Consider the following 22,402-nt stretch of genomic DNA (forward strand, 5'->3'; position numbering starts at 1 on the left):
AAATTTAGGGATTATAGTCACCAGATTAATTATTTTCTTGAAAAATAAAACTCAATAACTTCCCAATTTTCCCTTTTCTCCTGAACCTTCAAACTCTGCAAGGGTTGTTTTGGCAATGGCTTTTAAGGCTGAAGAATCGTTGATCATCGTCACGAATTTATAGCCCAAGTCGGCAAAAAGACGAGCATTTTGAGGTGTAGCGGCATGTATACCTGCTACAAGATTATGCTCAGTGGCAACAGCCAATATTTCCTTGAGAATATCCAAAAAACTCGGATCTTGAAAGTCTGCTAGTTTTTTGTAACCTAGTGACATGCTCAAATCCCATGGCCCAACATAAAACCCATCCAGATTAGGCACTTTGGCCATTTCTCTGATGTTTTTGAGGGCATCTGGGGTTTCTATCATAGCCAATGTGATTGTAAAATCATTGGCTTTGCTTGCATAATCTTCTCCATAAACCACATTTGAGCGGGTTGGCCCAAGACTTCTGTTGCCTTTGGGGTAATACTTAGCCGCTCTTACAAACGCTGCTGTTTCTTCAGCAGTGTCGAGCATAGGGCATATCAACCCAACTACACCAGCGTCAAGCATCCGCATAATGTAAGCGGCATTGCCATCTGGCAACCGCACAAAAGGCACTGTTCCGCTGCCTTCGATAGCTTGTAGCATGGGCAACATAGTGGTCAAATCTGGAGCCAAGCCATGCTGAGCATCTATGGTCATTACATCAAACCCTACACTGGCCATTATTTCGGCTGACCACGAACTGGGTGTACTTATCCAAGCGTTGGTAACGGCCTCGCCATTCGCCCATTTTTGTTTTATCTTATTTTGCATCTTAGTCTTCCCAGTTTAATGACCTCTCTATAGCCTTTTTCCAACCTTTAAAATTCTTGTCTCTCAATGTATCGTCCATCTTCGGAGTCCAGGTTTTATCCACACCCCAGTTGGCTATCAAGTCGTCGAAGTTTTCCCAATATCCTACCGCCAAACCAGCAGCATAAGCCGCACCGAGTGCAGTAGTTTCTATCATCATTGGCCTGATTACAGGCACTTTAAGCATGTCCGACTGAAACTGCATCAAAAGCTCATTGACTGTCATGCCGCCATCTACCCTGAGAGAAGTTATCTCTATGCCAGCGTCCTTTTCCATGGCTTCTAACACATCCAATGTTTGGTAAGCCGTAGCTTCCAGAACTGCTCTGGCAATATGATTTTTGTTTACATACCTGGTTAAACCTGCCACTACGCCTCGAGCCGAATTTTCCCAATATGGAGCGTACAATCCTGAAAAAGCAGGCACAAAATAAGCTCCTCCATTGTCATCCACTGCCTCTGCCAGTTTCTGTATTTCGCTACTTTCTTTTATCAAACCTAGGTTATCTCTCACCCATTGCACCAAAGCACCCGCTATCGCTACCGAGCCCTCCAAAGCAAAATGAACTGGCTGATTTTCAAATTGATAAGCTACGGTTGTCAAAAGTCCGTATTTGGAAGGAATGGCCTTTTCGCCCGTATTGAGCAACATAAAACAACCCGTGCCGTAAGTATTTTTGGCTTCGCCAGGCTTGAAACACGTTTGTCCCACCAAGGCCGCTTGTTGGTCTCCCAAAATACCTGCAATCGGTACACCCGCCATAGGCTCGGCAGTGATGTCACCATATTTCATGCTGCTGGGTTTTATTTCAGGCAACATAGCTTTCGGAATGTTCAGCTTTTCAAGAATCTCATCGTCCCAAGTTTGGGTTTCAAGATTCATCAACTGGGTTCTAGAAGCGTTGGTAACATCGGTGATATGTATTCCGCCTTTTATCCCGCCAGTCAGATTCCAGACCATAAAAGTATCCATGTTTCCGAAAATGGCCTCTCCTTTTTCGGCGTCTTCACGAAGTCCTTCCACGTTTTCTAGCAACCATTGTATCTTTAATCCGCTGAAATAGGTCGCTAATGGTAATCCAGTTTTGGCTCGAATCCAGTCGCTTCCGATTTCCTTTTCTAATTTTTCAACCGTTTTGCCTACACGGGTATCTTGCCAAACCAAAGCATTATAATAAGCTTTCCCAGTCCGTTGGTTCCAAACCACCGCAGTTTCTCTTTGATTGGTAATACCGCAGGCTACGATATTTTCTATTTTAATGCCTTTTTTTATGCGGGCTTGGGCTATAACTTCTTGGGTGTTTTTCCAGATTTCTTCGGGATTATGTTCCACCCAGCCGGGCTGAGGATAAATCTGTTCGTGTTCTTTTTGGGCTACCGATACGATTTCTCCCTTTTTGTCAAAAAAAATACATCGCGTGCTGGTAGTGCCTTGGTCGATGGAGGCAATTAATTTCATAAATTTAATTTTACCGCTAAGTCACAATGACGCAAAGAAGGATTTATTTCTCTTTGATTCTATTAACTTAGGAATGGAAGTTTCTTTAAGGTTGATTTTAAAATAATCCCTAAATTAGTGCAAAAATTGGTTTTAATAAACCTAAACTCAAAAATGTTGAAATTCTTGAAATTTCTGATAATTGTATTTTTTCTTTTGGTCATAATAGTATTATTTTTTCAGGATATTGTCGTTTTGCGTCCTATCAAATTGCCCAAAGAGTATGTTTACAAATTTGATGAGCCTTTTGAGGAAATCAATTTTTCGCCAGATAGCAATACAAAAATCAATGGCATATTATTCAGAGCCAAAAACTCAAAAGGCTTAGTTTTTTATAACCATGGCAATGCCGACAATTTGCAAAGATGGGGAAGGCATGCGGCGGATTTTACTAAACTTGGTTACGATGTGTTTTTCTATGATTACAGAGGATTTGGCAAAAGTTCAGGTAAGTTTTCTGAAAAAGAAATCTTGAACGATGCAGTCTTTCTTTTTGATGTAATTGTAAAAGAATATCCTGGCAAAAAAGTTATTATTTATGGTAGATCGCTGGGAACGGGAATAGCAACTTTTGTGGCCAAAAACCGAAAAGCCGATGCCTTGATTTTAGAGACACCCTACTACAATATGGCCGATGTGGGCAAATCTTGGTTGCCTTTTGTGCCTTTTGAAAAGTTCATGAAGTACAAATTCCCGACCAATAAATGGATAAAAGATGTAATGATTCCAATTGCCATTTTCCATGGTACTAGCGATTTCGTGGTACCATATAAATCAGGCTTAAAACTGTCCAAAACTGCTCATTGCAAACTGATAACCATAGACGGAGGAAGCCATAAAAACCTTGCGAGATTTCCGAAATATCACGCAGAATTGAAGATAATCTTAGAATAGAAATCTCGAAACTTACCGTAAAGTCAATAATTCTCGAATTAAGTTGGCTTAAATATTTGAAAAATAAAATTTGGTATAATTTTGAAGCCAGAAATTTTTTGAACCTCAATTGAAATACCAAACCTTTAAAGCAAAATCGCCATTGAAATATAAGGCTGACAAACTCTTTTTAGTTTTTAAAAAACTTCCATTTCTCTTATTCATTTTTTTTATCACAGGAAAAACCATTGCTCAACCCACTTCGTCTTTTGACAAAAACACTTGGGTTTTTATGGTGGGAGTATTGGAGTGGTCTGATAAAAATGAATTTGCATCTTTTGACAAAAGAGGTAGAGTAGATGCCAAAATCTTGAAGTTTTTTCAAGACAGCGGCATAGCGGCAGACCATATAATTTATTTAAAAGACAAAGAAGCGACCACTGCCGAAGTCAAAAAAGCTTTTGCAAATTTCTTGAAAAAAGCAAAAAAAGACGACCAGTTGTTTTTTTACTACTGTGGTCATGGATATCACAATGACAAAAACAAAGTTTGTTTTGCCAATTATTCAGGCGGGGATTGGACGGCAAATGAAATTGTGAAAGCAGTGGATGAGAATTTTGCCGGAAAAACAGCTTTTTTTGTGGCAGACTGCTGCAACTCAGGTGGCTTGGCAGACGAAGCACAAAAGTATAAAACCAAAAACTTTGTGGCCCTAAATTCTGTAGTTCCCAAAGACCTTTCTACTGGTAACTGGACTTTTTCGAATGCCCTTTTATATGGCTTACAAGGCAAAAACTTTGTTGATACTGATAACAACGGAAGTCTATCATTAATAGAACTTGCCCAATATATCGACCAAGAAATGGCAATAGTGGAAGGTCAAAAAGCTGCCTATTATGTTCCTCAAAATCTTAAAAATCTGGTGATTACGAGTGGAATTCCTAAACGAAAAGACAAAAAAATAGGCGAACACGTATGGATAGATTATGATGGAGAGGACTATCTGGGATTCATAACAGCCACCGATGCTGTAAAAGGCCTGAGTGTAAGGTTTTATAGCTATACCAACAACGAACTGGAATGGGTGGCCGCAAGTAGAGCAAAGCCTTTTGTGTGTAAATCTGACTTTACAATTGGTGCCACAGTAAGAGTGTACTCAAGCTATGACGAAAAATGGATGAAAGCCCGTGTTCTCAAAAAATTCTCTTGTCTGCATTATATCAGATACGAGGGCTATGGAAGCGAATGGGACGAATGGGTTTCGCCTGACAAAATAAAAAAGTAATTGTCTAAAAGACCCAAATTGAAATTCGTTTGTATAGCTTTGCAAACCGCAATCAAGCCACTCAACCTTATTGAACTCTAACCAAAAAATGGTGGTAAACCACTCAAAACAAAACCATGGAATTAAGTTTCAAAAATCAGGGCGGCGACGACCGTGAGATTTCGGGGTATTCTTACATGACCCCAAGTTCGGGTGCTCAAAAATACAAAGCATCATCAAGTATAAAAGGTCAAAAACTACCTCCAAAGGTAGATTTACGCCCCCACATGACCCAAGTAGAAGACCAAAAAAGACTAAGTAGCTGTACTGCCAATGCGGTAGCTGGGGCTTATGAATATTTGGCGAAAAAATACTTAGCGAAAAAGGCTTTTGATGTAAGTCGACTCTTCATTTATTACAATGCCCGCCTGAGAACAGGCAAAGAAATCAAGGACTCTGGAAGCCATATTCAGTATGCAGTAGATAGCTTGATGAAAATTGGTGCTTGTAGAGAAGAAACTTGGCCTTATGACCAAACAAAAGTTAATACAAAACCGCACGAAAAGTCTTTTGAAGCAGCCGCAAATTTCAAGATAGAAAAGACCAAGTTTGTGCCAGTAAGGCTAGACGATTGGAAGAGATGCTTGGCAGAAGGTTATCCAATCGTATTCGGAATAGCTCTTTTCCCGTCTTTTGATACTTGTAATAAAAACAAAGGTGTGGTGCCAATGCCTTCGCCAACAGAGGCATCAAGAAGTGCTCATGGATTGCACGCCATGCTTTGTGTGGGATACTCAGATGTAGACAAATTGTTTATTGTGAGAAACTCTTGGGGTGATAAATGGGGTGACGATGGCTATTGCTACATGCCCTATGAATACCTAATTAACCCAAAATTTAACATGGGTGACTGTTGGATTTTTGGGCGTTCAACTCCGATACCTGAGTCGGAAGACACGTGGGTAGAAGACAAAAAATCTGTGGTAGATAATGGCCGAGGTTATAATAGAGACAACTTTGTGTACTATAAACCAGACGATTATGGAAAATTTGACCCTTTGGATGGTATAGAAGTAGAAGAATATGATGAAGAAATTCCGGAGGAATTTGAAGAACTTGAATACGAAAGTGAGGGCGAATATGACGAAATATTAGAAGAATATGAAAGTCAGTTCGAAGGATTAGAAGAAGAGGAAGAATACGACGAAGAAGAGTCTGAAGAAGAGGAATCTGAGGAAGAGGAAGAGTACGAAGAAGAAGAAGAAGAATCTGAAGAAGAGGAGGAAGAATACGAAGAGGAGGAAGAAGAAGACTCTGAGGAAGAGGAAGAAGAATTTGAAGAAGAGGAGGAATCTGAAGAAGAAGAAGAATACGAAGAAGAATCAGAGGAAGAAGAGGAGTCTGAGGAAGAAGAATCTGAAGAAGAGGAAGAGGAATCTGAAGACGAAGAGGAAGAAGAAACCGAAGAAGAGGAATCAGAAGAGGAGGAAGAAGAAGGTGAGGAAGAATACGAAGAAGAGGAGGAAGAAGTCGAAGAAGAAGAAGCTGAGGAAGAGGAAGAAGAATACGAAGAAGAGGAAGCTGAAGAAGAGGCCGAGGAAGAAGCTGAGTCTGAAGAGGAGAGCTCAGAAGAAACAGAGGAAGAGGAATAAAACTAGAAAGACACGATCAGAATCCTGGTCGTGTCTTCTTTTTTACCAAAAATTAATTAGTTAGATTGGCTATAGGTAAATCCCAAAATCGCATTTATCTGTGTGTTTTTCACTCCTTCGGTATTGATATTTTCAAAGCTATTTTCTAAGGCAGCTGTAAACGAAATATGTTTGGCAACTTTTAGCTGAATTTGCGAGAACGCATTCCACCTGAGATAGTTGCTGGTGATAGAAGGCTGAAAAAACGTGACGTTATTAAAATACAATTTGTCTTTTATCAATTCCGCCTTCAATTTTACTCTAGTCGAATTTCGCCAAATATTTCTGTCTTCTCTGGTGTAAAAATCAGTCTTTTCTTTCAAAAACGCATTACTTATTCCGAGTTTCACGCGACTATTTGGGTGGTTTTTACTACCAATTATTTTATACCCCACACCCAATCCAAGCATAAATCTAGAATTTATTTTCCGCAGATTACTTTCTTCATAGGACCCAAAAACCAGTCCATAAACATCTGATTGTGAATAAAAAAGTGTATTATTTAAGTCTGCATAAAACTCTCTTTCTTGGAGTATTTTGTTGTTTCGCCCATATTGATATTTCGGAGAGGTATTGAAGCCCCAAATTGATTTTGGTTTTTCGAAGTTCACAGAGGCTCTCAAGGTTAGCAACTGCCTATTTACGTTGCCAGAGTTGTAAACCCCATCCGCTCCAAACGAATAATACCACTCAGGCAACGCCTCTCGCTCTTCGGTAGAAGGCATTTCGTCTCCTTCTTCCTCTTCGTCCTCAGAGGTTTGTTGGGTGGTTTGGGTAGAATCTATTTGGGCATAGATATTATAGAAAGTAAAATTGAGCAGTACCAACAGTACAAGTTTTTTCATAGGTTTTCAGGGCTTATTTTTATTGAATGCAAAACTAATTTTATTTTTTAGTTTCACAATCAAAAAGTCAGCATGAAAGACTTATTTAGAAGCAATTCATTTTTGTGGGTGGTTTTAGTCACCCATATTTTTATACAAATCTGGCCTCGAAATCTGCATAATTTTTTCTGGAAATTTGGGGGAGTCGAACCCAAACTGGCGATAAAGCCCATGAGCGTCGTTGGTGGCTAACAGCCAGGTTCTTAGACTTTTGAACTCCGGAATACCCATAATACACTCCATCAGAAACTTCGACAAACCCAGCCCACGATGTTCTTCCAACACAAAAACATCGGCCAAATATGCAAACGAAGATTGGTCTGTAACAACTCTACAATAGCCTATCTGGACGTTTTTAGCGGTATAAATGCCAAAAGTTACAGAATGCTTGGCCGCATTTTTGACAATTTCAAGCGGAATGTTTTCAGACCAATAAGAGCGTTTGAGGTATCCATGAATTACTTCAAAATCCAGCAGAGTTTTATCTGTGCTGATATAATAATCGTCTTTTTCGAATCGGTAGTTTTCGAGGAACATTTATTCTTTTAATTTAGAATACAAAAGTATGAAAATTACCTTCTGTGTCTTTTGCTTTAACTGTAACGTTCGACCCCCTTCAGCGTCGTGGCTGATTCCTAATATTCACAATTCCCCGAATTTTATTCGGGGCTATTCATATTTGACCACTTCGTGGTCTTGTTGAGCTAAATATAAGGCACTAATAATAAGCAACTTTAGAGCTAAAATAACAGAATTTTCAGTAAATCCTCAATACTTACAAGTCCCATTATCTTCTTTTACATAATAGCTTTTGAAGTTTTTGGCTTTCGGATCCATGCAGCCTTTGAGATTGAGTATTTCTACTTTTCTGAATTCTATCGGATGGCTTTCGCTTTGTAGTGATATGCTTCCTTCCGTCAGCGGCTTGCCATCTAGCTTAAACATTGGGTCAAAACTTCCCACATTGCCCCCGCCAATTGTTGGCTTTTCATAGCTCATCACCAACTCACCGTTGATATAGTGCCTTATTAAAGAATCGCCCAGCACTTCTACCTCTGCCCTCACCCACTGGTCGCCATCATAAGTTTTTGATTTTGAGCTGATACAGTGACGGGTGTCAAATTTTCCTTCATACACTACATTAGTACCTGGGGTACAAAGGTTACATGTTGTCCTTGGTTTGCCGTCGCTTTTGCCTCCGAGTAGCTGTACTTCTATCGAAATTGGGAAGTCTTGGTTTTTTGTCATGCTACTGGCCGGCTGACCGTGTACCATGATGCCGGAGTTTCTAAACGCCCAACCTTCACCTTCGTTGGCCTGATTTCCTACAAAACGGTATTCGGTGGCTATTTTATAATAAGAGAAATTCTCTTTATAAAACAAATGTCCATAACGTTGGTTAAACTTGTCGTAGCCGTCGTAATTGACTACTATCTTTTTGTCTTTTACACTGAATGTGTTGGCAAAGTTATCGTTCAGCTCATAGTTCCTGATTTTTATGTCCCAGCCTTTGAGGTTTTTGCCATTGAAAAGCTGTCGCCATTCTTTCTTAGGAGCGGTGATTTGGGCAAATCCAATATTTGATAATAAAATAAGTGCAAAAAGTATTTTTTTCATGAGATTGGCTGAAAATGAATGGGAAATTTAAACCCAAATTTAGCCGAAAATATAATTATTCAATCATTTAATAAGCATTTTGAAGAAATATTGATAATTTTAAAATTATTTAGGAATTCAACCAAATTATAGGAAATCTATGAAACGAAGAGAGGTTTTTTCAAATCTCGGATTAGGAGCGTTTGGCGTAATCGCTCTGCCTGCTTGGGCAAATGGTTGGTCTGGAGCCAACATCAAAAAAGACAATTTAGGTTTGAGTTTAGACCAAAATAGCCTGCTCGAAGATTTAGCCGAAACTATCATTCCAGAAACCAATACTCCTGGAGCTAAAACTTTAGAAATTGCCAAGTTTATCAAAACCATAATGGCCGACATCTACTCTCCTGAAGACAGAGAAAGGTTTAAAGTTGCGATAAGCAAAGTGGAAGATATTTCAAAACTTCTGTATGGTAAAACATACAACGAATGCTCAAAACCGCAAAAAATACACTTGCTACAAGGCCTTGACCTCAGCTCCGACAAAGACCAAAAGTGGTTTTTCAACACCACCAAAAGGCTGTCGGTGCAGGCTTATACTTCTTCAGAATATTTCCTAACCAACATCGCCAAGTTTGAGTTTGCCCCAGGCAGATACCTCGGCTGTGTACCCGTAACCCAGTAAAAAATGTTTGTACCAGATAAAAAGAAAAGAACTTTTGACGCCATAGTAGTTGGCTCAGGAATAAGTGGCGGCTGGTCTGCCAAAGAATTGTGCGAAAAGGGCCTAAAAACCTTGGTGCTAGAGCGTGGCCGCGATGTCAAACACATTGTGGATTATCCGACCACCATGACCCAGCCGTGGGAGTTTGAGCACCGTGGCCAGCTGAACCACGACTTCAAGAAAGAGAACCCGATCATCAGCAAATGTTATGCTTTTTATGAAGGCACCACGCAGTTTTTTGTGAAAGACAAGGAGCATCCTTATGTGCAAGAAAAGCCCTTCGACTGGATACGAGGCTACCAAGTAGGCGGAAAGTCGCTGCTATGGGCCCGCCAAACGCAACGCTGGAGCAAGTACGATTTTGAGGGCCCAGGCAGAGATGGCTATGCAGTAGAGTGGCCGATAAGCTATGACGATATGGCTCCGTGGTATAGCTACGTAGAGAAATTCGCGGGTATATCGGGCAACAAAGACGGCCTTGAAATCCTGCCCGACGGGGAGTTTTTGCCTCCACATGAAATGAACTGTGTAGAGGATTATTTCAGCCAAAAAGTAGCTCAAAAATACGGAAAAGACCGCCATGTAATTATGGGTCGTGCGGCCCACCTGACCAAGCCAAATCAGATACACTTTGACCAAGGCCGTGCACAATGTCAAAACCGAACCATCTGCGAGCGTGGCTGTCCTTACGGCGGATATTTCAGTAGTAATGCTTCCACTATTCCGTGGGCCATGAAGACGGGTAAAATGACCTTGAAGCCCGACAGTGTGGTGCATTCGATCATTTATGACGACAAGCTCAGCAAAGCTACTGGTGTAAGAGTGATAGACGCCAACACCAAAGAAATGACTGAGTATTATGCCAAGATAATATTTGTAAATGCGGCGGCTATCAATACCAACCTGATATTGCTGAACTCCACCTCGGCACGTTTCCCAAACGGCCTGGGCAACGACTCGGGCGTGTTGGGCAAATACGTGGCGTTTCATAATTACAGAGCCAGAGTATCCGGCGAATATGAAGGATTTTTGGACAAAACCACCGAAGGGAAACGCCCGAATAGCCCGTATATACCGAGGTTTAGAAACGTACTGAAACAAGAAACTGACTTTTTGAGAGGCTATGCAGCGGGTTTTGGAGCCAACCGTATGTCGTGGAACAAAAGCGAAGGCTTGGGCGAAACGCTGAAGGACAATTTGGCCAAGAGAGAATATGGCAACTGGAGCGTAGGCTCGCACATGATGGGCGAAACCATACCGAAAGAAAGCAATTTTGTGGCTTTGGACAAAAACCTCAAAGACCCATTCGGAATGCCACAATTGAGAATATCGGTAGACTACGACGAAAACGACGAAAAAATGGTGAAAGACTACATAGACCAGATGACGGAGATGTTTACAATGGCGGGCTTTACGAACATCAAAGCCAACGACAGCAAACAGCCTGCTGGCCTTGACATACATGAAATGGGCGGTGTAAGAATGGGCAAAGACCCTAAAACCTCGATGCTGAATGGCTTCAACCAGCTACACGCCTGCAAAAACGTTTTTGTGACCGACGGAGCCTGCATGACCTCCACCTCTACCCAAAACCCATCACTGACCTACATGGCGTTCTCTGCCAGAGCGGTTGATTATGCGGTGAAAGAGATGCGGAAGGGGAATTTGTAGGTTTTAAAAATTATCAGCAGAGTTTCCTTTGGAACTCTGCTGATATATATTCTCCAAATACTTGACCACCCAATTATCCATTCAATATGAAAATCTTTACCTCCGCTATTCTCCTATCATTTGTTCTCAATTATGTTAACGCTCAACAAGTCTTTCAAATAAAATTAAAGAATTGCGGAGCCTATGATCTTCAAAAAACAGAATTCACCTTCAATCATTTCGATGAAAAATTAAGGACTTTGCCGAAGAATATGACAGGCAGTAAATTATTAGAGTTTCAATTTAAAGACTCATTTATCGATTTAGAAATTGAAAAAACACTAACAGATTCCACTTCGTTATACAAAAGATTTATTGTAGAGAGAAAAAAAGACCCAAATTTAGAGTTAAGTTGTATTAATGGGGATTTTGTGCCGTCCAACAATTTTATTGACTTTGAAGATTTCGCAAAAAAGATATCGGAGTTCAGTTTAGCAGAATGGAAAAATTTAGATAAGGAATATTTGTCTTTTAGAAACCATTCTAATTTGAGTTATGATTCCATAGTTGCATTCCAAAACAAAATTAAGTTTGCAAAAAATATATGGTATATCAAGCAATTGGTTTTTATACGACAACACCCTGACAAACTAGAGTCCCTAGTGTTTTTGAATAGGATGGTAGAAAGATTGATTTATGTTGAAAGCACTGACTTCTTACTAACTTTTGAAACATTGAATAAAGACTTAAAAAATACTTTGCTAGGTCAAAAACTATTCTCTGAAATTGAGATAAAATCCCTAAAATTCAAAAACTTACCTGAAATTGGGAAGAAAAATAATATTAAATTGATTACTAATGATTTAGCAGGAAAAAGGTTTGATTTAAACGACTTTATTGGAAAAAAAACCTTACTTGTTTTTTGGGCTACTTGGTGTGGGCCGTGCGTTTATGAAATACCATTTTTAAAGAAAATACATGAAAAATATCCTGAAATAAACTTAGTGAGTTTGTCAGAAGATAAAGATTTGGATAAACTTAACGCTTTTATTAAAACGAATAAAATGGATTGGACACAATTAAGAATAGATCGAAATGTCAAACACGATTTTAATGTTGATGCTATCCCGGTTTCGATCCTAATAGATGAGCACGGTGTTTTTAAAAATATCCATATTGGTGGAATGAATTACCAAGATTATGAGAAATTCATCATTCTAAAATAGAATCTAGTAGTTATGTAATACTGTAGTAACGATATTTCCTGATTACAGATGTATTACGGATTTTACCCAAAGAATTCATTTAAGTCTTTTAACTTCAAATAGAAACCCATTAGAGACTCCAAAAAACAAAAAATATATCTTCTGAAAGTTGTGGCTAAAGCCCAATTTGACTTCTTAAATTCTCAACCCCAGCTAAAGCAAGAGGCAATTCATTATCAAGCTTTGAGACAATGTTTTCATTTGCCACAGGCTTTAGCCTGTGGATGCTGATAGAGACATTCCTTTTTGACTTTAGTCGAAATATTAAGGCTGGTAAGTTTTGGCTAAATCCCAATTTATATTCTTAAATTCTCAACCTCCAGCTAAAGCAGGAGGCAATTCATTATCAAGCTTTGAGACAATGTTTTCAATTGCCACTGGCTTTAGCCTATGGATGATAAAAGAGATTCCTTTATGACTTTATTCGAAATTTTGAAGCAGGTAAGTTTTGGCTAAAGCCCAATTTGTCTTCTTAAATACTCAACCTCCAGCTAAAGCAGGAGGCAATTCATTATCAAGCTTTGATACAATGTTTTCAATTGCCACTGGCTTTAGCCTGTGGACAATGAAGGAGAAATTCCTTTTTGACTTTAGTCGAAACTTTTGTTATAATTATGCTTTGATATCTCTTCAAACCAAATACTTATGCGATTCAATCACCTGATGATGGAGGTCTATTCATAATCTGAAGTCAAATAAGAGCAATTTGTTTGAGTAGTGCCAATTTTAGAATTTAAAACATTTCTTTCAAAAAAAATTCCAAATTGAATATTGGAGAAACCTATTGGCATACTTTTTGAAAAATGATTTAAAATTTATTGTAATTGGAGAATCCTAATGGAGACTCTCACGAATTACTCTCGTCAAATATTGTACACATAATTTAAATTTTTCAGAATGAAAACCACTCAACTATTAAAGTATATCGGATGTGCTTTAAGTCTTATTCTTGTCATTTCTTGCCAAAGTATCGAAAACAAACTTTCTAAATCTTGGACTCCAATTGAATTACCTGACGATATATTTTATTCAGGAAGAATGGATATTATTAATCTAACTGGAGATCAGCTGAATAAGATGATGACTCCAATCAGTTTTTTAGATTTCCATTCCAACGGGAACTATTCCTCCTATTTCTATAAATACAACCACGGAACTTGGGAAAAAAAGGACGACTATCTATTACTAAAGCAAAATACTGGCAAGATTGATACAATTCTATTTAAAAGTTTAAGTAACGATACATTGACACTAGGTTTTAAAGAGGAGGACTCCTATAAATATTTTAAGTTTGTTGGTTTTGAAAATTCAAAAGATCCAAAAGAGAACCCCTTTTTAATAGAAAATAATAAATGGAGAATTCAGGCAACAAAAAACGAGAATAATGATCAAATCAAAAGTCGAATTTTAAATCATTTAACTTATTATAAGCTATATTTTCAATTAGCTGTAGATAAGAAAATCTTTAAGATTGATGCCAAAACATTACCCAGCCCCATAGAAATAACACAATATGGTGTTCGTCCAAATCCTGAATCTTCTTTTAACAATTGGAGATTTTATTTTCACTCAGAAGTAAACTTCAATGCTTCTAAAGTATTGATAGAAAAGCATTTAAATTCCACTACCTATCCTATTGGAAATGGATCTGGTGATAAACAATTGTTTGACTTGTTTTCAAGACTTGAAGAAGGATTTAGAAATGATTCATCAAAACTATAATTTGGGAGTTTAGCTCTGAAGGGTATTTTTCAGAAACTTGATGTGGTAGGAATTTTCTTTAGCATGCGTGTACTAAGGGTTTCGCACAAAGACGTTTTGTAAGCTTTAAAAACTTAAGTATAGACCCTAAAAAAACTTAAAAAACACAAATGTATCTGCCGAAATGTTTTAGCTAAAGCCTAATTTGTCTTCTTAATCAATTGTCATTTTTCAAGTTAAAGGTCTCAATTCCTATTGGCTTTAGCCTGTGGATGATAAAAGTAATTCCTTTTTGACTTTAGTCGAAATGTTGAAGCTTTTGTGTTTTGGCTAAAGCCCAGTTGGTTTTTTTAATTATTAGGCCTTGTGCTAAAATCTTACTGTGCTTAATCGTCAGACTAAATACTTAGCGATTGTTCATCTTACCGATTCGAGGATTTACGGCACACATAAGTTCTCGCTGTAAGGAAATGAGGGCCGATGGAAATGACCACACTTTAAAATTTTAGTATTTCGCTTCAAATAAATAGGCCCATAATAAAAGATGGTTCTGATAATCGCAGTTCAAATGTTCCTGCTTTTTTCATTGGAATATACTTTTTAAATTGCATGAAATTCAGCTATTCCCTTATGCCACTTATATTCAAAAATGACATCAAATACATACTCCGCTCCATTACTTGGGTTTTAGTACTATTAGTAATAACAATTCTCAAAGCCAAGTCAAATACAGACCTTACATTTTTAGTTTTTTATGTAATCATTATCTTAGTTGCCTGTTTTAACGTGTTCAATATTATTTATTTTCCATTTGCAAAAATTGATGGTGAGGCCTTAATTCTATACAAATACTTTTTTTGGACAAAAACTATAAAGTTAAAAGACATTAATTATGTTGAAATTGAAGGAAACGAAATTTTCGTTAAAACAGAATACACGAAGTTTGTTATTGAGACCAACACATTAAATCCAGAAGAACGGCGAAGGTTTAGGGAGTACTTTAAAAGTGAAACAGGTTTTGAAACGAAAGTGTTTTTTGAAAATTAGAAACTATCCTAAAGATTTGACTCAATGTTAAAAATTTTAAAAGTTATAGCCATTTGTTTTTTGTTTTCTCAAAATACCGTTGCCCAAAATCACTACATTTTTACCTATTTCATCGGAAATGGCGAAGATGGTTTGCATTTGGCACATAGTACGAACGGGCTAAAATGGGAAGCTGTGGGCAACGGCAAATCTTTTCTTAAACCTGAAACCGGCAAAGACAAACTCATGCGTGACCCATGCGTAATCAAGGGTCCAGACGGCAAATTCCACATGGTTTGGACGAGCGGCTGGAATGACCAAATAATTGCGTATGCCAATACGGAAGATTTTGTAAATTGGTCGCCACAGATAGCGATTCCTGTGATGATACACGAACCAACAGCCAAAAACTCATGGGCTCCTGAGGTTTTTTATGACAAAAAACGAAAACAATATTTGATATTTTGGGCCACCACCATTCCCGGGAGGCATTCTGACATTGCAGATTCTGAAAAAGAAAAAGGGCTCAATCACCGTATGTATTATACCAAAACCAAAGATTTTAAGACATTTAGTGCGACCAAAATGTTCTTTAATCCCGATTTCAGCGTGATAGACGCCACATTGATTAAGCACAAAAGGAAATTTTGGATGGTGCTGAAAAACGAAAACCCAAATCCGCCAGAGAAGAACCTGAGGCTCAGCACCTGCAAAAATGCCGAAGGGCCTTATGAGACCAAAGTCTCAGAAAAAATCACGGGTGATTATTGGGCAGAGGGGCCTACAACTTTGAAAATTGGGGAATATATTTATGTATATTTTGATAAATATCGTGACCATAAATACGGCTGCGTTCGCTCCAAAGACATGAAGACTTGGGAGGACGTTTCAGACCAAGTGGTTTTTCCGAAGGGGATACGACATGGAACGGCCTTGGAAGTAAACGAAAAAATCATAAACGCTTTAAAATAGAAATCAATGGGAATCTCGAACGAACTGTTGGCTTTTTTAAAAGACCTGAAAGCCAATAACAACAAAGAATGGTTTACGGCCAACAAAGGCAGATACGAAATTGCCAAAGCTGAATTTGAAACTTTCATAACAGAACTTTTTGCTCAAATAGCCATCTTCGACCCAAGTATTGGTCACCTAAAAGCCAAAGAATGCATTTTTAGAATTTACAGAGATGTAAGATTCTCTAAAGACAAATCTCCGTACAAGTCGCATTTTGGAGCACATATTTCTATTGCCCCGAAAAAATCAGAAATTCACACTCGCTCTGGCTATTACATACACATTGAGCCAGGCGACAGCATGTTGGCGGGCGGTGCGTATTTGCCACAAGGAGACTGGCTCAAAGGCATCAGACAAGAAATCGATTACAACGGTGCCGATTTGGTGAAAATTCTTGAAAATCCAGACTTCAAAAAAACATTTGGGGAAATAGAAGGTGATAAATTGGCCCGAATGCCGAAAGGATATCCAGAAGATCACCAGTTCATTGAGCTTCTGAAAATGAAGAGTTTTCTGGCAACCCACAAAGTTTCAGACACAGAACTCGCTAAACCAAATTTTGTAGAAACCGCTGCTAAAGTCTTCGAAACATTAAAGCCTCTAGGTGATTTTTTGAATAGAAGCTAAAATATGTAACTACATATAATGTAATTGAAAATATTCTACTTTCTTTGAACTTTAATAATCTTAAAGGCATTTTATAGATGAAAGTGTATCGAGCAATATTCTGTATATCAACAGATTCAGCTCTTAGGTTTTACACTTTTCTGAATATTTTTTAAAGTCTAAACGAAATTTAAAAGATTCTGAAAAATAAATCTTAGTGTCTTTCCGACCTAACGGTATAATTAATATTCAAAATGAAAAGAAGAAATTTCATAAAAGCCTCAGCAGGCATTACAGCAATGGCAACACTTAGTTCATTAAAAAACATAGCAGATAGTTTACCCGAAACTGGCCAAAAAATGCCAGTGCTTTTTGTGGGCCATGGCAGCCCCATGAACGCCATCGAAAACAACGAATTTACCCAAAAATGGCAAAAAATAGCCAAAAACATACCTACACCTGTAGCGGTTTTGTGTATTTCGGCACACTGGCTAACTCGTGGAACGTTCGTTACAGCTGCCCCTCAACTCGAAACCATTCATGATTTCGGTGGATTTCCTCAGGCACTTTTCGATGTAAAATATCCGGCACCGGGTTTTCCGACATTGGCCAGCGAAACCAAAAATTTGATAAAAAACACCGAGGTTGGCCTCGACCACGACTGGGGATTTGACCACGGCAGCTGGAGTATAGTAAAACAAATGTATCCATTGGCCAACATCCCGATGATACAATTGAGCGTAGATTTCTACAAATCAGGGGAATATCACTATGAACTGGGCAAGCAATTGGCCACTCTTCGCAACAAAGGCGTGTTGATATTGGGCAGCGGCAATATGGTGCACAATCTCAGAATGATAAGCATTCCTCGTGGGGCTGACCCCGCCAAGGGTTTCAACGTAGAGTATGGCTTTGATTGGGCGATAGAAATGAATGAATTGTTTAAGAAACTGATTTCAGACAAAAACCATAAACCACTTTGGGATTATAAAACTTTGCACAAAGATGCTCATTTGGCCATTCCTACGCCAGACCATTATTACCCATTGCTTTACACACTTGGGCTGCAAGATGAGAAAGACAAAATCGAGTTTTTCAACGACAAAGCCATTGCGGGTTCGCTGACCATGACTTCGGTGAAAATCGGGTAAAATACTTTTAAAATTTGAGACCAAAATCGTGAAAGTTTTGGTCTTTTTTTATGTCAAAAAACGCTTTCGGGTACTAAAAATGCAAAAAGAGAAGATTTTTCGGGTACTAAAAATGAAAAATAATTTATTTTCTGGGTACTATAAATGAAAAATATGTATTATTTTTGGGTACTAAAAATGAAAACATGTACTTCAATAGGCTTATAGATAGCTATTTAGATGAATGGAGAAGCTCAGCAGAAAGGAAGCCACTTTTGCTTCGAGGTGCTCGTCAAGTTGGCAAGTCATCTGCTGTGAAGAATTTGGCTCAGCATTTTGACAATTATGTTGAGATAAACTTTGAAGAAAATCCAGGCCTAATTGAATTGTTTGAGGGAGATTTAAACCCTCAATTTTTGATTCAGAACCTCTCTGTTTTTTTGAATCAAGAAATTATTCCCCAGAAAACGCTTTTGTTTTTTGATGAAATTCAAGCATGTCCACGGGCGTTGGCTTCACTGAGGTTTTTTTATGAAAAAATGCCTGAATTACATTTGGTTGCGGCAGGGTCGTTGCTTGAATTCGCTTTAACAGAACTCCCGACTTTTGGGGTGGGCAGAATAAAATCACTTTTCATGTACCCGTTTTCGTTTGATGAGTTTTTAGATGCTTTGGGCGAAGACAAATTAGCAAAAGCGAAAAACTCGGCAAATATCGACAACCCTTTACAAGCCGCTATTCATCAAAAGTTAAATGATTTTCTTAAAGTTTATCTTTTGGTTGGTGGTATGCCAGAGGCCGTTAGTGCATATACCAAAAATCAATCATTACTTTCAGCACAACAAGTTTTAGATGATTTAATAGTGTCTATCAAAGCAGATTTTGTGAAGTACAAAAAACGTGTGCCTGCGGCTAGAATTTCTGAAATTTTTGATTCGGTAATCAGCCAAAGTGGAGGTAAGTTTGTATATTCAAAAGTAGGCCAAAACATCAATCATGGACAGGCGAAAGAAACCTTGGAACTGCTTATAGAAGCTGGGTTGGTGTATCCAGTGACGCACACCTCAGCCAACGGCATTCCGTTAGGAGCGGAAATAAATCCCAAAAAACGCAAAATGATTTTATACGATACAGGTATTTTTCAGCGGATTTTAGGTCTCAATATTTCAGACTTTTTGTTCGACACAGATACTTCTCTGATAAACAAGGGAGCGATTGCTGAGCAATTTTGGGCATTAGAGTATTTAAAAAACAACTCTCCTTTTCAAACCCAAAACCTATACTATTGGCACCGTGAAAACCCCAATGCCAATGCCGAACTCGATTATGTGATTCAGAAAGGCTCAGAAATTTTGCCGATAGAAGTTAAATCGTCAGGAAAAGGCAGTATGCAGAGTCTTAGGCAGTTTTTGACTGAGAAAAATACGCCTTTCGGTTACCGTTTTTCGTTAGAAAACTACTCAGAGTATCAACAAATAAAGAGTTATCCTTTGTATGGAGTAAAGGCGTTTTTGAAGGAATAATTCAAGCCAATAATTCAGCTTCACGATTCATAATTTCCTTAAACCAAACTGTAAAATCATCAGGATTTTGAAGAATCAATTCTTTGGTTTCTTCAATTGAAATCCACTTATAATCGGCTACTTCTTCAGGATTTACAGTAAAAGTATCATTGAAAGTACCTATATAAACATGGTCAATTTCATTCTCAGTAAGGCCATTGTCAAACTCGGCTTTGTAGCGAAAGGTAAATTTGTGAGAAAGGTCGCAATCAAATCCCATTTCTTCTTGTAGTCTGCGGTGAACGGCAGCTTCCATGGTTTCTCCTTCGTTGGGATGCCCACAGCAGGTATTGGTCCAAAGTCCCGGCGAGTGATATTTCTCAAAAGCTCGCTGATGAATCAAAATCTCGTTTTTTTCATTAAAAACCAATATCGAAAACGCCCGATGTAATAATCCTTTCAGGTGAACTTCCAGTTTTTCGGCATGACCTATAATATTGTCGTTGTCGTCTACAAGTGGAATATTGATAATTTGCGGCATTCTAATGATTTGCATTTATTTGTAAACACAATGTTGCGTTTAAGTGTTTCGAATAATCAAAAAATTAGTAAATTGCCCAAAAATTCAACCAGTGAAAATATACAAAACTACCCAAGGCATAATTGCCGAAAAAGATTCAAAGTTTTTCAAAATTAATGATTTAGGTTGGGATGAGCTCATCAATCAACCTGAATTGTTTGCGTTTTTGAACAACAAAATAAATACCTCAGAAAGTGCGGCTTCCTTAGACGAAAGCACCATTCTAGCACCCATCGTTTCTCAGGAAATTTGGGCTTCGGGTGTTACTTATCTCAGAAGCAAAACTGCCAGAATGGAAGAGTCCAAAGATGCCGGTGGCGGTGATTTCTACGACAGAGTTTATGATGCAGAGCGACCAGAGATATTTTTTAAAGCCACTGCTGCTCGTACAGTTGGGCATTTGCAAGACATCAGAATCCGTAAAGACTCCAAATGGAACGTTCCAGAGCCAGAGCTGACCCTTTTTGTGAATAACCAAAACCAAATAGCAGGCTACACCATAGGCAACGACGTGAGTTCTAGGGATATAGAAGGTGAAAATCCTTTGTATCTACCACAAGCCAAAAGCTACGACAAAAGTGCTGCTATTGGGCCGTGTATTTTAGTTTTGGAAAATCCAATTAGTAAAGACACGGACATTTCGGTGGCCATACATCGTGGAGAAAAGGTCGTCTTTGATGGTAAAACGCAGCTTTCACAAATGAAACGTGAACTGCCCGAATTGGTTGAATATCTTACGAGAGAGTGTAGCTTTCCCCAAGGCGTTTTCTTGATGACAGGGACAGGAACAGTACCGCCAGACGACTTCACTATGATCAGTGGCGATGTGGTAAAAATAAGCATAGACAACATAGGAACGCTCATAAATACAGTAGAATAAATGCAAGTATTAGGAAAAAATTTAATCGGATTCACAGAATCTTCAGAAGGAACAGTCGGAATTCAGGCCATCAATCCGGCCTCGGGCGAGCCGATAGGGCCATTGTTTTTTAAAGCCACGCCTAGCGAATTGGACTTGGCAATCCACAAAGCCAACACAGCTTTTGCTGTTTATAGAAAAAAATCAGGAGTCGAAAAAGCCACTTTTCTTGAAGCCATAGCCTTAGAAATAGAAGCGTTGGGCGATACTTTAACAGAAAGATACATAGCCGAAAGCGGCCTGCCACTCGGCAGAGCACAAGGTGAAAGAGGCAGAACTTGTGGACAACTAAGGTTGTTTGCAGGATTGTTAAAAGAAGGCTCATGGGTAAATGCCATCATTGACACCGCTCAACCTGACCGTCAACCATTACCAAAAGTTGACCTTAGGGCAATGGAGCTTCCATTGGGGCCAGTCGGAATATTTGGAGCAAGTAATTTCCCTTTGGCATTTTCAGTAGCAGGTGGCGATACCGTCTCGGCAATGGCCGCAGGTTGTCCAGTTGTTTTTAAAGGTCATCCTTCGCATTTAGGCACGTCAGAGTTAGTAGGTAGAGCGATTTTGGCCGCTGCTCAAAAAACAGGCATGCCAGATGGTGTTTTCTCTTTGGTTTTTGATGATACCATAGAAATTGGCCAAGCCTTGGTAAAACATCCATTGATAAAAGCCATCGGTTTTACGGGTTCATTAAGAGGAGGAAAATCGCTTTTCGATGCCGCTGCTTCAAGGCCAGAGCCTATCCCAGTTTATGCCGAAATGGGGAGTACCAATCCGGTATTTATTTTACCAAAAACACTGAAAGAAAAAGGGGACACTTTAGCTCAGGCTTATATGAATTCGGTAACGATGGGCGTTGGGCAGTTTTGTACCAATCCTGGTCTTTTGGTTATAGAAAAGGATGATGCCTTTGTAGAAAAACTAGAGAGCGTTTCGGCGGAATCGAATGGTGGCGTAATGCTCAACAAAGGCATACAGTCGGTGTATCACAAGGGTATTGAAGAATTTGAGAAATACGCCAAAGTAATTAGTTTTGGCAAAAAACCAGAAGGTTTTACCTCAGCCCTACCAGTAATATTTAAGGCTGATTATCAAACATTTAAAGATAGTGAAATCTTAAAAGAAGAAGTTTTTGGCCCATCGAGCTTGGTAGTAGAAGCTAGCAGCAGAGAAGAAATAATGGAGGTAGCTCGTAATCTTTCGGGACACCTAACTGCAACAGTTTTTGGCTCACCAGAAGAGTTAGCCGACTATACAGATTTATTGGAACTCTTGGAACAAAAAGTTGGTAGATTGATCATCAACGGATTCCCGACGGGTGTGGAGGTTACGCACGCCATGGTACACGGTGGGCCGTATCCAGCTACTACAGACAGCCGCAGCACGTCGGTTGGTACCATGTCAATTACCAGATTTACAAGGCCAGTTTGTTATCAAGATATGCCAGACACTTTACTCCCAGTTGAACTTCAGAACGAAAATTCTTTAGGTATTTGGAGGAAGGTGAATGGAGAGATGGGGAAGTAATAGATTAAAGTATTATTGTTAAATGGAGATTCCCAATTTTTAGAGATTGGGAATCTTTTTTTAGTATTTTATCTCAAAT

Annotated in this window: 20 protein-coding genes; 14 read left to right on the plus strand and 6 right to left on the minus strand. The window is 38.8% G+C overall.

Annotation, left to right across the window (positions count from 1 at the left end; all coding sequences use genetic code 11):
- Positions 1-51: 51 nt before the first annotated feature.
- Positions 52-840 carry an HpcH/HpaI aldolase/citrate lyase family protein gene (locus tag EGI26_RS14475; RefSeq protein ID WP_255079408.1) on the minus strand — a complete coding sequence of 263 codons (789 nt, stop codon included), beginning with the start codon at positions 838-840 and terminating at the stop codon, positions 52-54.
- A gap of 1 nt (position 841) precedes the next feature.
- On the minus strand, positions 842-2,338 hold the full coding sequence (gene glpK, locus EGI26_RS14480; protein ID WP_255079411.1) for a glycerol kinase GlpK: 1,497 nt from the start codon (positions 2,336-2,338) through the stop codon (positions 842-844).
- Between the two features lie 153 nt (positions 2,339-2,491).
- Between glpK and EGI26_RS14485 the strand changes: the two genes are divergently transcribed.
- The 3 genes from EGI26_RS14485 to EGI26_RS14495 all read left to right on the plus strand — a co-directional run bounded on the left by EGI26_RS14485 (position 2,492) and on the right by EGI26_RS14495 (position 6,166).
- On the plus strand, positions 2,492-3,271 hold the full coding sequence (locus tag EGI26_RS14485) for an alpha/beta hydrolase (RefSeq protein WP_255079413.1): 780 nt from the start codon (positions 2,492-2,494) through the stop codon (positions 3,269-3,271).
- Positions 3,272-3,380: 109 nt separating this feature from the next.
- Complete coding sequence (locus tag EGI26_RS14490; protein WP_255079416.1) at positions 3,381-4,535, plus strand: caspase family protein; 1,155 nt, start codon at positions 3,381-3,383, stop codon at positions 4,533-4,535.
- A 116-nt stretch (positions 4,536-4,651) separates the two neighbouring features.
- Positions 4,652-6,166, plus strand: coding sequence for a C1 family peptidase (locus EGI26_RS14495; protein ID WP_255079422.1), 1,515 nt, complete (start codon positions 4,652-4,654; stop codon positions 6,164-6,166).
- 56 nt (positions 6,167-6,222) lie between these two features.
- On the opposite strand, the gene EGI26_RS14500 is transcribed toward EGI26_RS14495, so the two are convergent.
- From EGI26_RS14500 to EGI26_RS14510, 3 genes are all read right to left on the minus strand, one after another.
- Complete coding sequence (locus tag EGI26_RS14500; protein WP_255079423.1) at positions 6,223-7,050, minus strand: DUF481 domain-containing protein; 828 nt, start codon at positions 7,048-7,050, stop codon at positions 6,223-6,225.
- A 114-nt stretch (positions 7,051-7,164) separates the two neighbouring features.
- Positions 7,165-7,626, minus strand: a complete 462-nt coding sequence (locus EGI26_RS14505) for a GNAT family N-acetyltransferase (RefSeq protein ID WP_255079426.1) — start codon at positions 7,624-7,626, stop codon at positions 7,165-7,167.
- 231 nt (positions 7,627-7,857) lie between these two features.
- Positions 7,858-8,706: a DUF1080 domain-containing protein gene (locus EGI26_RS14510; protein WP_255079429.1), complete on the minus strand. Its 849-nt coding sequence runs from the start codon at positions 8,704-8,706 to the stop codon at positions 7,858-7,860.
- Between the two features lie 139 nt (positions 8,707-8,845).
- Here EGI26_RS14510 and EGI26_RS14515 point away from each other — a divergent pair, with 139 nt between their 5' ends.
- The 9 genes from EGI26_RS14515 to EGI26_RS14555 all read left to right on the plus strand — a co-directional run bounded on the left by EGI26_RS14515 (position 8,846) and on the right by EGI26_RS14555 (position 19,321).
- Positions 8,846-9,367 (plus strand): gluconate 2-dehydrogenase subunit 3 family protein, encoded by a 522-nt coding sequence (locus tag EGI26_RS14515; RefSeq protein ID WP_255079430.1) that lies wholly within the window; start codon positions 8,846-8,848, stop codon positions 9,365-9,367.
- A gap of 3 nt (positions 9,368-9,370) precedes the next feature.
- On the plus strand, positions 9,371-11,077 hold the full coding sequence (locus tag EGI26_RS14520; protein WP_255079431.1) for a GMC oxidoreductase: 1,707 nt from the start codon (positions 9,371-9,373) through the stop codon (positions 11,075-11,077).
- An 86-nt stretch (positions 11,078-11,163) separates the two neighbouring features.
- Complete coding sequence (locus EGI26_RS14525) at positions 11,164-12,282, plus strand: TlpA disulfide reductase family protein (RefSeq protein WP_255079432.1); 1,119 nt, start codon at positions 11,164-11,166, stop codon at positions 12,280-12,282.
- A 936-nt stretch (positions 12,283-13,218) separates the two neighbouring features.
- A complete protein-coding gene (locus EGI26_RS14530; RefSeq protein WP_255079434.1) occupies positions 13,219-14,043 on the plus strand; it encodes a lipocalin family protein in 825 nt (274 codons plus the stop codon).
- A 609-nt stretch (positions 14,044-14,652) separates the two neighbouring features.
- Positions 14,653-15,069, plus strand: a complete 417-nt coding sequence (locus EGI26_RS14535; RefSeq protein WP_255079435.1) for a hypothetical protein — start codon at positions 14,653-14,655, stop codon at positions 15,067-15,069.
- Positions 15,070-15,093: 24 nt separating this feature from the next.
- Complete coding sequence (locus EGI26_RS14540; protein WP_255079436.1) at positions 15,094-16,020, plus strand: glycoside hydrolase family 43 protein; 927 nt, start codon at positions 15,094-15,096, stop codon at positions 16,018-16,020.
- A 6-nt stretch (positions 16,021-16,026) separates the two neighbouring features.
- Positions 16,027-16,689, plus strand: a complete 663-nt coding sequence (locus EGI26_RS14545; RefSeq protein WP_255079437.1) for a DUF2461 domain-containing protein — start codon at positions 16,027-16,029, stop codon at positions 16,687-16,689.
- Between the two features lie 233 nt (positions 16,690-16,922).
- Positions 16,923-17,819 (plus strand): 4,5-DOPA dioxygenase extradiol, encoded by an 897-nt coding sequence (ygiD, locus tag EGI26_RS14550; RefSeq protein ID WP_409035374.1) that lies wholly within the window; start codon positions 16,923-16,925, stop codon positions 17,817-17,819.
- Positions 17,820-18,004: 185 nt separating this feature from the next.
- Positions 18,005-19,321, plus strand: a complete 1,317-nt coding sequence (locus EGI26_RS14555; protein WP_255079439.1) for an ATP-binding protein — start codon at positions 18,005-18,007, stop codon at positions 19,319-19,321.
- Position 19,322: 1 nt separating this feature from the next.
- Here EGI26_RS14555 and idi read toward each other — a convergent pair whose 3' ends face one another.
- A complete protein-coding gene (gene idi, locus EGI26_RS14560; RefSeq protein ID WP_255079441.1) occupies positions 19,323-19,856 on the minus strand; it encodes an isopentenyl-diphosphate Delta-isomerase in 534 nt (177 codons plus the stop codon).
- Positions 19,857-19,932: 76 nt separating this feature from the next.
- Between idi and EGI26_RS14565 the strand changes: the two genes are divergently transcribed.
- Complete coding sequence (locus EGI26_RS14565) at positions 19,933-20,760, plus strand: fumarylacetoacetate hydrolase family protein (protein WP_255079451.1); 828 nt, start codon at positions 19,933-19,935, stop codon at positions 20,758-20,760.
- Positions 20,761-22,323 (plus strand): aldehyde dehydrogenase (NADP(+)), encoded by a 1,563-nt coding sequence (locus tag EGI26_RS14570; protein ID WP_255079453.1) that lies wholly within the window; start codon positions 20,761-20,763, stop codon positions 22,321-22,323.
- The last annotated feature ends 79 nt before the right edge of the window (positions 22,324-22,402 follow it).

Origin of the sequence: Lacihabitans sp. CCS-44 (assembly GCF_024343735.1) — a bacterium.
Lineage (GTDB): Bacteria > Bacteroidota > Bacteroidia > Cytophagales > Spirosomataceae > Leadbetterella.